This window comes from Finegoldia sp. BIOML-A4 (assembly GCF_009679635.1).
Taxonomy (GTDB): domain Bacteria; phylum Bacillota; class Clostridia; order Tissierellales; family Peptoniphilaceae; genus Finegoldia; species Finegoldia magna.
The window spans coordinates 1-13,602 of the sequence record NZ_WKZC01000010.1 but is presented as its reverse complement, the minus strand read 5'-3'; the positions used below and the strand labels follow the sequence as shown (position 1 = coordinate 13,602).

15 protein-coding genes are annotated in these 13,602 nt (G+C 31.1%); 7 read left to right on the top strand and 8 right to left on the bottom strand.

Features of this window, described 5'->3' with window-relative positions; genetic code table 11:
* Positions 1-165: 165 nt before the first annotated feature.
* From GKG01_RS07435 to GKG01_RS09040, 3 genes are all read left to right on the top strand, one after another.
* Positions 166-330, top strand: coding sequence for a hypothetical protein (locus tag GKG01_RS07435; RefSeq protein WP_002835797.1), 165 nt, complete (start codon positions 166-168; stop codon positions 328-330).
* 12 nt (positions 331-342) lie between these two features.
* The gene (locus GKG01_RS07430) at positions 343-492 is read left to right on the top strand and encodes a hypothetical protein (RefSeq protein ID WP_002835798.1); all 150 of its coding nucleotides are present in this window, start codon (positions 343-345) and stop codon (positions 490-492) included.
* Between the two features lie 70 nt (positions 493-562).
* A complete protein-coding gene (locus tag GKG01_RS09040; RefSeq protein ID WP_002835799.1) occupies positions 563-736 on the top strand; it encodes a hypothetical protein in 174 nt (57 codons plus the stop codon).
* Between the two features lie 116 nt (positions 737-852).
* Here the strand turns inward: GKG01_RS09040 and wecB are convergent, their stop codons facing one another.
* From wecB to GKG01_RS07390, 8 genes are all read right to left on the bottom strand, one after another.
* On the bottom strand, positions 853-1,944 hold the full coding sequence (wecB, locus tag GKG01_RS07425) for a UDP-N-acetylglucosamine 2-epimerase (non-hydrolyzing) (RefSeq protein ID WP_154271247.1): 1,092 nt from the start codon (positions 1,942-1,944) through the stop codon (positions 853-855).
* Between the two features lie 55 nt (positions 1,945-1,999).
* A complete protein-coding gene (locus GKG01_RS07420; RefSeq protein WP_154271245.1) occupies positions 2,000-3,226 on the bottom strand; it encodes a nucleotide sugar dehydrogenase in 1,227 nt (408 codons plus the stop codon).
* Positions 3,227-3,239: 13 nt separating this feature from the next.
* Positions 3,240-4,382, bottom strand: a complete 1,143-nt coding sequence (locus tag GKG01_RS07415) for a glycosyltransferase (RefSeq protein WP_154271243.1) — start codon at positions 4,380-4,382, stop codon at positions 3,240-3,242.
* 215 nt (positions 4,383-4,597) lie between these two features.
* Positions 4,598-5,281 (bottom strand): ATP-binding cassette domain-containing protein, encoded by a 684-nt coding sequence (locus GKG01_RS07410; protein ID WP_154271241.1) that lies wholly within the window; start codon positions 5,279-5,281, stop codon positions 4,598-4,600.
* Complete coding sequence (locus tag GKG01_RS07405) at positions 5,282-7,441, bottom strand: hypothetical protein (RefSeq protein ID WP_154271239.1); 2,160 nt, start codon at positions 7,439-7,441, stop codon at positions 5,282-5,284.
* 118 nt (positions 7,442-7,559) lie between these two features.
* On the bottom strand, positions 7,560-8,642 hold the full coding sequence (locus GKG01_RS07400) for a HAMP domain-containing sensor histidine kinase (protein WP_154271237.1): 1,083 nt from the start codon (positions 8,640-8,642) through the stop codon (positions 7,560-7,562).
* Positions 8,635-9,336, bottom strand: a complete 702-nt coding sequence (locus tag GKG01_RS07395; RefSeq protein WP_154271235.1) for a response regulator transcription factor — start codon at positions 9,334-9,336, stop codon at positions 8,635-8,637. The genes GKG01_RS07400 and GKG01_RS07395 overlap by 8 nt, the downstream gene beginning before the upstream one ends.
* A 29-nt stretch (positions 9,337-9,365) precedes the next feature.
* The gene (locus tag GKG01_RS07390; RefSeq protein ID WP_241684726.1) at positions 9,366-9,632 is read right to left on the bottom strand and encodes an ATP-binding cassette domain-containing protein; all 267 of its coding nucleotides are present in this window, start codon (positions 9,630-9,632) and stop codon (positions 9,366-9,368) included.
* 290 nt (positions 9,633-9,922) lie between these two features.
* Between GKG01_RS07390 and GKG01_RS07380 the strand changes: the two genes are divergently transcribed.
* From GKG01_RS07380 to msrB, 4 genes are all read left to right on the top strand, one after another.
* Complete coding sequence (locus GKG01_RS07380; protein ID WP_002835813.1) at positions 9,923-10,249, top strand: carboxymuconolactone decarboxylase family protein; 327 nt, start codon at positions 9,923-9,925, stop codon at positions 10,247-10,249.
* 93 nt (positions 10,250-10,342) lie between these two features.
* Entirely contained in the window at positions 10,343-10,900 is a 558-nt protein-coding gene (locus GKG01_RS07375; protein ID WP_154271233.1) for a TetR/AcrR family transcriptional regulator C-terminal domain-containing protein, read from the top strand.
* Positions 10,901-11,050: 150 nt separating this feature from the next.
* Positions 11,051-12,448 carry a radical SAM protein gene (locus GKG01_RS07370; RefSeq protein WP_154271231.1) on the top strand — a complete coding sequence of 466 codons (1,398 nt, stop codon included), beginning with the start codon at positions 11,051-11,053 and terminating at the stop codon, positions 12,446-12,448.
* Positions 12,449-12,547: 99 nt separating this feature from the next.
* Positions 12,548-13,492: a peptide-methionine (R)-S-oxide reductase MsrB gene (gene msrB, locus GKG01_RS07365; protein WP_154271229.1), complete on the top strand. Its 945-nt coding sequence runs from the start codon at positions 12,548-12,550 to the stop codon at positions 13,490-13,492.
* The last annotated feature ends 110 nt before the right edge of the window (positions 13,493-13,602 follow it).

Here is a 13,602-nt window from a genome sequence, read left to right as displayed (position 1 = left end):
CATAGCTGTTTTATGGTTATATAATACTTAATGCAGTGAGGGATATGAGATGAGTTATCATTTGGATATTCCTTGAATATTAAATTCGATAATTTCGATTCGGTGAATATTTAATTATTACCGAATGGAAAATAACATATAAATATTAAATGAGGGGGAACTAAAATGATTAAGAATAACAGAAAATATTTAGATTTTGCAAAGAAAACATCTCTTGGTTTGAACACAAATATGTCATCAATGACATTCGCAAGTGTCGATCATTTTAACGAAAGATTCTCTCCATTGTTTGGATCAAGAAGAATCTTCAAAAACAGAAAAAACGCATAGGGGGTAAAATTTATGAGAAAAAATAATATTAGAAAAAGTTCACAAATTAGTTTTAACACAAGTATGGCGAGCATGAATTTTGCTCAAGCGGATAACTTTTACGAAAGAATGACACCATTATTTGGTTCAAGAAAATTAAAGAAAAATAAAAAACAAGCGTAATAACTAAACAAATTAAACAAATAATAACATCTTAAAAGAATAATAAACAATTAATAAGGGGGAAAATAATATGTTCACAAAAACAACACAAAAGCAAATTAGAAATTTCGGTAAAAACTGTACAGTAAGCTTAAGCTCAAACATGGCAAGTATGAACTTTGCACAAATGAATGACTTCTACGAAAGAGTTAATCCTCTTTTCAATACTGAAAGAAAATCAAGAAAGAGCAAAAAACAAGCTTAATTAAATAATTCAATTCCAGATTAAGATAATTGAGAAAATCCAATCTGTTAACGTCTCAAATTTATTTGACGTTTAAATATGAAATCCAACTTCATGTAGAAGTTGGATTTTTTAGTTTATAGATTTTTTGATAAAATGTCACAGATTCTTTCGGATGCGTGCCCATCTCCGTAAGGGTTTGTGGCTTCACTCATTTTGTCGTATTCATTTTTGTCAGAAAGAAGTGTGGTCATTTCGTTGTAGATGTCTTCTTCACAAAGCCCAGTTAATTTTAATGTCCCTGCCTCTACCCCTTCAGGTCTTTCTGTTGTGTCTCTCATTACTAAAACGGGCTTACCAAGTGCTGGGGCTTCTTCTTGAATTCCACCTGAATCTGTCATTACGAAGAATGATTGTTTCATGAAGTTGTGAAAATCAACTACATTCAATGGTTCGATGAGTTTGATTCTAGGATGATTGTCAAATACTTCGTTTGCGATTTCTCGTACTTTTGGATTCAAATGTATCGGATAAATCACATATATATCTTCGTTTTCGTTGACAACTCTTTTAATTGCTCTGAAGGAATTTTTCATAGATTCTCCCAAGTTTTCCCTTCTGTGCATTGTTAGAAGAATCATTTTTTTACCTTCGATCAAATTTTCGTTAGAATAATTGTCACGTACTGTTGTTTGAAGTGCATCTATTACTGTGTTTCCCGTTACGAAAACTTTGGATTCGTCTTTGTTTTCTCGTAGCAAATTATCCCTTGCAGTTGTAGTTGGTGCGAAGTGGAAATCTGCCAACGATCCTATGGCTTGTCTGTTGAATTCTTCTGGATATGGAGAGTATTTGTTGTAAGTTCTAAGTCCTGCTTCAACATGACCTACTGGTATTCTCAAATAAAATGCAGCAAGTCCTGCAACAAAACTTGTCGAAGTATCTCCATGAACCAAAACAATGTCTGGTTTTTCTTCTTCTAGTATAGATTTTATTTTGTCCAAAATAGTTATGGTAACATCGAACAAGCTTTGTCCTTTTTTCATGATAGCCAAGTTGTAGTCTTCTTTGATTTCGAAAACGTCCAACACTTGGCGTAGCATTTCTTTGTGTTGTCCAGTTACAAGCATACAAACTTCGAATTCGTCTCTTTTTTTGAGTTCTTTTACAAGTGGACACATTTTAATCGCTTCTGGTCTTGTCCCAAAAACCACCATTACTTTTTTCATTTTTTACCTCTTTTGAAAAAAAGGCGCTGCAAATATTAGCGCCCTTTGATTTGTTTTATAATTTGTAGAAATTGTATTTGTTATCAACATCGATGTTTCTTGTATCAAGTACAACTTTGTCTTTTAATACATCCATGTTTTCTCTGATTTCATCGTGACCAATCATCACGATTACGAAATCAACATCGTCTAAGAATTTGTTCAAATCGTGGTATTGATTTTCCACAACTTCTCTTTTCACCATTGGATCGTAAACTTTTAGTCCATCTCCCAAATGTTCTTTTTGGTGTTGTAACAATTGAAGTGTTGGAGATTCTCTGACATCGTCTACGTTTTCTTTGTAAGTCAATCCGTAAATACCAACTCTTGAAAAATCTTTTAAGTTGTTTTCTTTCATAATATTGTAAGCACGTTTAAGAACATATTCTGGCATTGAATCGTTGATTTGACGAGCTTTGTAGATTATCTCAGTAAGAAGTGGATAATCTCCAACTAAAAACCATGGGTCAACTGAAATACAATGTCCACCTACACCAGGTCCTGGTGAAAGTATGTTAACTCTTGGGTGTTTGTTGGAAATTCTGATAACTTCGTTGACATCAAGCCCACCTTGGCGACAAATCTTAGCCAATTCATTCGCAAATGCAATGTTGATGTCTCTGAATGTATTTTCAACAACCTTTGTCATTTCAGCAGTTTTGATGTTAGTTAGATTGATTTCACCTTTACAGAAAGTTGAGTACACTTCCCTAACTTTTTCGCCGTATTTTGGATCGTCAGCGCCAATTGTTCTAGCGTTGTGTTCCAATTCGTAAACCATATTACCAGGAATAATTCTTTCTGGAGCGTGAACCAAGTTTAATTTCTTGCCTGATTTTTCGATATATTCTTCTACAACAGGTCTAACGTAAGTATCGATAGCTCCCGGTGAAACTGTTGATTCAACAACTATAATCGCATCTTCTTCTGCAGGTTCCAACACTGATTCTACAGCTTTTACTACATAAGAACAATCCAATTTCTTAGATACAGGATCGTATGGAGTTGGTGCTGTAATAATATAGAAAGAAGTGGACACTGGTTTTAATGAAAAAGTGATGTCTGAATTCAAAGCTTTTTCGAAAAGCTCATCCATTCCTTTTTCTTCAAAAGTTAATTCTTTATGCTTTAATTTGTCAATTACTTCTTCTTTAATATCTGTTCCAACTACCTTATTGCCTGATGTTGATAGCATCAACGCTGTAGGTAGACCTATGTAACCTAAACCAATTACATTAATCATAATATTCTCTCCTTTAAAATAAATTTTCTATTCTATTTAATAATCTTTCGTTATTTTTTTGTGGATTCAATTCTGATTGCATCTTTCTGCAGTTTTCTTGAAGCGTGTGGTAGAATGATTGGTCATCTCTAAGTTTGATTAAAACATTTCGCATTTCCTCATCTGATTCGTGATCAACCGCAACTCCCACATTCCATTCATTCACAACCTCCGACAAATAAGTGTCTCTTGCGACAATTATAGGAAGCTCTGCGTGAATGGATTCGTATAATTTGTTCGGAAGTGCAATCCTAACATTCTTCATCGACGCATCGTACACTGAGAATATGCAGTCGCATTTCGAATAAAGCTCTGCAATATCATCGTCATAGTAAAATTTGCCACGATATTCAATGAAATCTTTCGTTTGGGCAAGCTCTTTGAAGTAAGTTCCACTCTCGAAACCTGCCATCATCAAATTCATTCCCAAACCATCCATAGCTTTCGTAAGCTTTTTCAATTCGTTCAAATATCTTAGCCCACCAATGTATCCTACAGTGAAAGTATCGTGTTGGTTTTTCACCCTTAACTTATCATAATCTCTGAATAATTCCAAGTTTGGAATATTGGGCATGAACACCAAATTATCCTTGCTGTATTTCCCTTCAAAATGTTCCCAGAATTTCATACTAGTCACAATCATCAAATCGACAAATCCAAGCATATTGTTCTCTCTTTTTTTCAAAACAGAAGATACAACATTCATAGGGAAATTCTTCTTGTCATCAGTCAAATATCTGTGAATATCTGGCACTTCGTATATAATCTTAACCTTGTCGTCGTTGTTTTTCTTGTATTTCGTAGCTATCTCTAGCATATCATAACTTTGAACGTGAATTAAATCCGGTTTAATTCTCTCCAAAATTTTATAAGCTTTTTGTGAGAATTTGTAAGTTGGAATAAGTCTTTTCATAGGGTTACTGTTGTCAGCATCTATATTGATTATTTCCTTCTTGCAAAAGTCACGCTTGAAATCATATTTTTCATCTCCACCTTTGTCCCAACAAACAGCATACAAATCGAACTTTTCTTTTACAAGATCCATTCTCTTTATAAGTCTTGGAGGGGGTGTCGTATTAATCAAAAAAGTGTATTTTTTTTGATTTGATTTTTCCATTTTTCATCATCCTATTAATATATTTAACAGTTAAAATTATATCACAACTTCACTAACTTTGCTTATTTTTTCTGTAATCTTTAGAATTTCTTAACGTTTGAAATCAAAAAAATCCTACCTGCTTAACTAGCAAGTAGGATAATTGAAGTATGTGAAAAGTTTTGTGTATCAGATCCTCGAAATAATAACCTGATATTATAATCCCAAATATTCTATTATTTCTCCACAGCAAATTCCAGCTGTTTTAATGTTCCGTTTTCAATAATATAATTCTTGTGTGCAATTTTTTCAAATTCCTTATCATGACTTACTACAATTATAGTTTTCCCCAGTTTGTTTAGTTTTACAAGTGTATCAATTACTATCTTTTTGTTTTCACTATCTAACGATCCTGTTGGTTCGTCTGCTAACATTATTTCGTATGGCTTAACCATATTTCTCGCGAGAGCTACTCTTTGCTGCTCTCCACCTGATAATTCAAATATTTTTGATTTAAGCTTGTCTTCTATTCCCATATTCATAAGAGCTTTTTTTATAATTGATTTTTTATCTGTACTTCTACTGTATTTTACTGCCAAATTCAAATTTTCTTGAACTGTCATATTATCAACTAAAGCAAAGTTTTGAAAAAGATATGCTATTTTATACCTTCGTAAAAGTTCAGATTCTTTTTCATTTCTAATTGGATTATGTTGAGAAAAGCAAATCAATTCCCCTTCATCATATTCTTCAAGAGTTCCAATAATATTTAATAGCGTTGTCTTGCCACCACCACTTTTACCAAAAATGCAAATAAAATCTCCTTGATAAATGTCAAGATTAATATTTTCTAATATTTTATGGTTCCCATATTTTTTCGATATATTTTTCAATGATATTTGAGGTTTATCAATATTCATTTAATTACCTTCCTTTATCTTTGTCACTAAACTTTTTTCGTTCTTTTTTACGTTAATAATTTCATATATAAAACAAATAATAATACTAATAATTGACATAATTAGACAAATTACTAATTTTCTTAAATTCCACCCATCTCTTGGTTCAAAAAAACCAAAACTTCTAAAATATATCGTAAAGAGTATTATCATAAAACAAATAATAACACTTACGAGAAACCCAACTATAATCTGAATTATTTTAGATTTATGGATAGATTTAAAATCATATCCCAATAATCTAGAAACGTAAATTCTTTGTCCATAATTATAAAAATATGATTCTTCATCTATTTTTATCGTTACAAACAATACTAAAACCGATAATAAAAATCCTAAAAGATAAATAATAGTTTCCGTCTTATACATTTCTATTTTTTCAATGACTTCATCATAAACGCTTGTAACGTAAAGTATATAAGGAGACGATTCTGTTTTTTGAATAACTGGTTTTAAATATTCATAGCACTTATTAGGATTTGAAATATAAGGATGAAACTTCCCGTTAACCAATGACGATATTTTAATCTCTCCAGTAGGCACTAATTCTTTGCCATTAACCATAATCAAAGCATAATTCAATATATCTGGACTATTTATTTTTTGCTGACTATCAAATGTAAAAACTTGTTGATTTCCCTTAATTTTAATATACTTCTCACTGACATTTTCTTGTTTAGTTGTACAATTAAACACATGTGATTTTCTTATATTTTGCCTATCATTATCAGTTATTGAAATGTTTTCAGGTACAAATATAATCCATTCATTAGAATTAGACGTATATTTGGCTAATGGTCTGTCTTTTTCATCAACCAAATTATTTAGTTCAAGATAATTTTTGTTGATATAAGCATACCTTCCCCTAAAAAACTGATTGTTTAAATATTCATCATCATTTTCATGTTGGATATTTGGTGCGAAAAATAGTATTGCTCCTTTAGAATCTAATTCATCCCATAAATTATTTAACTTTGGAACTACTATTTTTTCAAATTTATCATCATTTTCAACATAAGTCCACGGCCATGCACAAGCTATATTAGCATAATTCTTTGATTTCTCCCATGCATCAAAATATGAAGTAGAAGTAACATAGTCATATAATCCAAACACAGTTACTACAAAAAGATAAAGGACAACAGAAAATGAAATAACTTTAAAAATCACAGGACTCATTTTATATCTTTTTTTGTAGCCTTTTAACCAAGAAATAGTGCTAACATTCTTAACTCTAAAGTAAAGCATAAAAAAATAAAATAATATCAAGGAAAATCCTATTACTCCAAGTAATAAGAATATTTGTTTGATAGATATTAAAAATCCGATCATTGAGTCTGGATTAATCAAATAAAATAAAACTCCAAACATTCCTATCCATGAAATTAATATTGGAATTGCTAACAAATCCACAGCCTTTTTATAGCAAAATTTCAGTTTATTATGACCCAATAAAGAAATTATCGATATTTCCTTAGAAAGTGATGAATTATAAATTACAAAACTAAATAATAGAGCAAAAATAATTACTAAAATAAGCATTACGTATAATATGGCTTGCTTTTGAGTAACTTCACTAGCAACAGAAAAAGACTTATCAACAATCGCATCAATTCCCAAATCTTGTCTGTTATTTAATTCATTCATAAATTCCAAAACATCAGAAGGCGATCCTTTAATATGATAATCTCCATTAAACGTATAATCGTTAATCTTAGAATAATCAATAAAATCAATTTTTTTACTAGTCAAAAGGCTATTCTTAGTTACATTCTTGAACTTATTAATACCATTATCATCTTCAACGATATCAATATTCTTAAATGATTTCTTAAACCACATCGCATCATCAAGATAAACAAATATATTTATTTTTTGTTTTTCTTTTAAAGAATTTTTGGGTATGTAAACTTCTTTGATGAAACTAATTTTATTTTTCTTCGCAATTTTCTGAATTTCAAGAATATTATTTTCAACATTTTGTGGTTTGGTAGTTATATTTACTGTAGTATTAAATTCTCTTATAAAAAACTCCATAAAACGTGAATCGTTACTATAGAAAAATCCTAATCCTACAACAAAAACCAATAAAAATGTTAATAATCCTATTACTTTTTTCATAAACTATTTCCCCTTAAGCCTTATCAATAAAAAACTAACCTTATAAAATCATTATAGGTTAGTCTTGAAAATAAGAGATTAAGTTTTCTTATATTAATTCTTGCTTTTTTCTTTCTTTTTAAAATACTGGGATAATTACATTTGCAATTACCAAATTATCTTTATTGTACACTTCAAATTCCCCATCTAAATGAGCTACAATATCATTTACAATTGTAAGTCCAACTCCGGATCCGTTGTTTTTTATACGATTTCTAGACATATCTCCACGATAAAATTTATTTTTCACCAATTTCCAATCTACATTTAGATTGTTTTCAACTTCATTTTTAACCGTCAAATTTAAAGCTTTATCCTGTATCTTAACTTCGACTATTATTGTTGATCCTTTTTTTGAATATTTGTTTGCGTTCGATACCAAATTATCTAAAATTCTCACGAGTAATTCAGGATCCGTATTAATTTCTTTATCAGAAGTATTTGCAAATCTAATATCCAAAACATTATCGTTTACTAATGTTTTTCTTTCTTCTTCCCATTGTTTTAAGAATAGTTCGACATCAAACTTTTTGATATTAATAGGGATTTCATTCAAATTGAATTTCAAATAAGAAAAGAAATCTTCGCTCAAACTATTTAATGATTTCACATTTTCGTAGATAACTTTTATAAACTTTTTTTGTTGCTCATAAGTTAAATTATCTTCATCATGAAGCAAAGTAGAATATCCCAATAAATTTGATAGAGGTGTTTTAATATCATGTGCCAAATACGTCAGCAAATCTGTTTTTTCCTTATATGCTAGTTCATAATTGTTTTCCATTTCTAATATAAGTTTTCGAATATTAATGAAATCTATTCTTTCGTTAGATAAAGATTCATGAAATTCTCTTATCTCAGGAATTTCGCCTTTAATGTATTTAATTCCAGATACAAAATACTCGCGATATTTCTCGAATTCTTTATTCTGAATATAAAAGCATCCGAAAATTATGAAGATTGCGCATATCATAATGAAAACATAATTACCATATTGAAAATAAATCTTATATATTGATCCTAACTCAGCTTCTGTATCAATATTATAAATTATTAAACTATCGATTAATCTATGAAAAGCAAATGTAAGAAAAATTACAACAGCTATCCATAAGCATTGATACAGAATAATTCTTTTAATATATGAATTTTCTTTACGCATTAATTTTATACCCCACTCCCCAAATTGTCTTTATTATGGAACTTATTCCATGTTTTTCAAATTTACTTCGTATTCTTCTTATATGCACCATAACAGGATTTACCTCGGTTGATAAAACTTCATCTTTCCAAATTTTGTAATGTATTTCGTCCATATTATGAACATCATCCGGTTGTTCCATTAACAGCCACAAAATATCAAATTCTTTCGGAGTTAAAGTTATTTCTATTTCATTATAAACGCTTTTATGAGTTTTCTTATTTAAGCACAAATTTCCTACAACGAGTTCGTCAGGTTCGTGTCCTTCATCGTTTATAGATTTTACAGAAGAAAATTCATAACTTCTTCTAAGATTTGACTTAATCCTGGCGACTAATTCTGTTGGCTCAAAAGGTTTTATGATATAGTCATCTGCACCCATATTTAATCCTTGTACTTTATGAATAGAATCTTCCAGAGCAGTGAGCATGATTATTGGAATTGTGGATTTTTCTCGTATTTGTTTGCATATCTCAAACCCATTTATATCTGGAAGCAATAAGTCCAAAAGTATTAAATCATAATGATTTCGATTAAAACTTTCAACCGCTTTTTTACCAGCATGAAAAGTTTCTATCTCCCATCCTTCTGGAATCAAATACATCCTAATTAATTCTGATAAATCAATATCATCTTCAACTACCATAATTTTCATATTTTCTCTCGTCCTCAAATCTTATATTATTATATTTCATCTTGTTCAATCAGTTTTTTATCTTCAATAAACAAAATCCTATCTGATATTCTTTGTGCTTGGTCTGTATTATGTGTCGAAATGATAATAGTGTAGTTTTGTGATAGATTTTTCAACAGATTTTCTATTGCCAATGTGTTTTGCAAATCCAAAGATGAGCAAGGTTCATCAAATATCAGTATTTTGGGATTTGTTGTAAGCATTCTGGCTATGCAAAGTCTTTGTTTTTGTCCTCCGGATAGTTTGTTAGCATTCATTTTCAAGTGTCTTTTCGTTTGAATTAGTTTTGTTAGAATTATTGGCGCATCCTGTAAATCCGATCGCCATAACCATCATTAAAACTAGTAACTTGTAAGGTTTTTTCATATTAACCTCCTAATTTTTATAGTTATATTATATCACATATATTTTATTTTTATTTATATGAAAACGCTATAAATCTCCCATCATTTATTGAAATATTCTATAATTAAGATTTTATACGCCGTATTTGATAAGATTATATTACAAGGGCAATGCAAATTGTCTAAAAAATAGGAGGTAATTTATGGATAGTAAAGAAGTATTGGCTGAAAACTCAAAATTATTTGGAGAACATTTACCAGATGTAGCTAAGAATTTCTCTGGTATGTGTGGAGAAATTTTTAAAGACGGAAAATTATCTTTGAAGGAAAAAGAATTGATAGCTCTTGCAATCGGAATTACTGTAAAATGCGACGGATGTATCGTTCATCACACTAAAGGATGTATTGATGCAGGTTGTACAATCGAAGAAATCTCAGAAATGATGGAAGTTTGCGTTGCTATGGGTGGTGGCCCTGCTACAGTTTATGCTGGAAAATCTTTGAGAATTGCTGAAGAATTATTAAAATAATTACGATTGACTAGCTGCAAGCCATGTGCAGCTAGTTTTTTTGGTGGAAATTTTTCTAGTTTTGGAATATGATTATGTTAAAAGGGGGAGTTTATGAACGCGGATTATACGAAGAAAATGATAATGGAAAATCTGATTAGTCTTCTGAATAGAATTCCTTTGAATAAAATCACTGTTGGAAAATTAGCTGAAGAATGTGGCATCAATAGAAACACGATTTATTACCATTTTAAGGATTTGAATGATATTATCGACACGATTTTTGAGACCAGATTACAGAAGGTATTGGATGAGTCAGAGGATATGTCGTGGGAGGATAATTTTATCGAAGAAATGCAGTTTGCTATTGAAAACAAAACTGCGATTTATCACATTTACAATTCTATTTCTAGAAAAACACTGTCTGATTATTTGTACAATAAATCGGGACAAATTATGAGAAACTACATAGAAAATGTGGACAAGGAAATTCACGCTAAAAAGGATGACAAGGAGATTATTATTAAATTTTTCCAAAGTGCGATTACGGATTTAATTATCAGATGGCTAACTTCAGGAATGGATGAGGATATCGAGAAGAAGATTAAAAGGATAGGATTTTTATTAAAAGATACTGTTAAATCTTCATTAACTAGGAGTAAAATGAATTAATTTTTTAGATTTTTTTTCATTTTTGTTAGAATTTTAGGCAAATACACCCTTTTGTCCAAAGACTTCGATTAACGTTTGAGATACAATGAAGTTAAGAGATATATCTAATAGGATAGTTCTAAAAATTTTAATATATGAAAAGGTGGTTATATGAAAATTATAGAAGCTGGAAAAAGATATGGATTTGATAAGGTATTCGATTATGTTGCGAAGGATCCTCAAAAACGAGGGGTACAATTAGTCGAATGGGCAGAAAACCTTTCTCACGGAGATTTTTCGCCTCAAATTAAAATTATAAGGGAAGTTTTCGAAGACGAAAATCACCCTTACCATAGTTTTGTGATGAAAATTTTCCAAGAAGTTGACAAAAAACAAATTAAAAAAGTAGCGTATAACTTTTTTATGAATGCGTCTGTTTTGGGATGGCAAACTCAACAAAAATACAGAGAAGAATACAATTGTAATATTCCATGGGCGATTTTGTTGGATCCTACATCTGCATGTAACTTAAAATGTACTGGATGTTGGGCTGCTGAATACGGCTACAAACAAAATTTAAGCTATGATGAGATTGATTCTATCATCACCCAAGGAAAAGAATTGGGAACTTACATGTACATATACACAGGCGGTGAACCTCTTGTGCGTAAAGATGATTTGATTAAATTGTGTGAAAAACACAACGACTGTGTATTCTTATCATTTACTAATGCAACTTTAATAGACGAAGATTTCGTAAACGAAATGCTAAGAGTTGGTAATTTCATTCCTGCGATTTCACTTGAAGGTTTTGAAGAAGCAACTGACGGTAGACGTGGAGAAGGTGTTTATAAAAAAGTAATCAAAGCAATGAAGATGCTACAAGAACGTCATTTGATTTACGGTATTTCTTGTTGCTACACTTCACAAAACTTTGATTCAATTACAAGCGAAGAATACTACGATTACCTAATAGAGTTAGGTGCATATTTCGTGTGGTACTTCCACTACATGCCAGTTGGAAATGCCGCTGTAACTGATTTATTACCTACTCCTGAACAAAGAAAACAAACTATCGAAAGACTAAGAAAATATAGAGCAGAAAAACCATTATTCGCATTGGATTTCCAAAATGATGCTGAATATGTTGGAGGTTGTATCGCAGGTGGAAGAAGATATCTTCACATTAATGCATCCGGCGATGTGGAACCTTGTGTTTTCATTCACTACAGTGATTCAAATATCAGAGAAAAATCTTTGTTGGATTGTTTGAGAGCTCCCCTATTTACAAAATATCACGACGGTCAACCATTCAACGATAATATGTTGATGCCTTGCCCAATGCTTGAAAATCCAAACGAACTTAGAGAAATGGTTCATAGCACTGATGCAAAATCTACTGATTTGGAATCTAAGCAAACTGTAGATTCACTTTGTGGTAACTGCGATGAATATGCGAAAAACTGGGAAGTTGAAGCAGAAGAAATCTGGGACAAGAGTCCTAAGAAGGAAAGATTCAAAGGTTCATATCACACAATGAATCGCCAAGAAACAATGAAATCAAAATAATTTCAATGAGCAGCTTTTAATAAGCTGCTTTTTGTATGCGCAAAATTTTCTGTTGAATAAAAAATATTTAACTGGGTATAATTTTGTAAGAGGTGTAATATGAGATTTATTGAAAAAAGTACGATTTATTTAGCCGGTGGATGTTTTTGGGGAGTGGAAGCTTATTTCAAAAAATTACAAGGTGTAATAGACACTGACACAGGCTATGCAAATGGCGAAGGAACAGACACTGATTATAGAAGAGTAAAACAAACTCATCACGCAGAAACAGTGAGAGTTGTTTATGATAAAAACAGGTTGGATTTGGCAGAAATTTTACTTCATTATTTCAGAATTATCAATCCAATTTCTGTGAATAAGCAAGGAAACGATGTTGGCGAACAATACAGAACGGGAATTTTCTACGAAGATGAAAAAGATTTGGAAATAATCAATTCTGTTGTGAATTACATTCAATCAAAATACGATGAAAAGCTAACTGTTTTGGTTGAAAGATTAGAAAATTTTGTGTTGGCAGAAGATTATCACCAAGATTATTTGGACAAAAATCCTGGTGGATATTGTCACATCAATCTGAATGCTTTTGATGAGGATTTGGATACGACTGAATACAAGAAAATGTCCGATGAAGAATTGAAACAAAATCTATCCGATGTGAGTTACAGAGTTACTCAAAACGAAGCGACTGAACGCCCTCACACATCAAGCTATAATGATTTTAACGAAAGAGGAATCTACGTCGACATCGTAAGTGGTGAGCCATTATTTTCTTCAAAGGACAAATACGATGCGGGCTGTGGTTGGCCATCATTTACGAAAACTATTACGTCAAGTTCTGTAAATTATTCTGATGATCACAAATTATCCAGAGTTAGAACTGAAGTTAGAAGTAAACACGCTGACAGTCATCTTGGTCATGTGTTCGACGATGGTCCTAGTGAAAAAGGCGGTCTTAGGTATTGCATCAACGGCGCAAGTTTGAGATTTGTCCCATTAGAAAAAATGGAAGAAGAAGGATATTCACAATATATTCCGTTCGTATAAATCGGAAAATCACAAGGAGGATTTCGTTCCTCCTTTTTAGTACCATAAATAGTGTAAGAAAGGAAGTAATTCCTATCTTGCACTATTTTTGTATAATGAAGAAGTAGTAT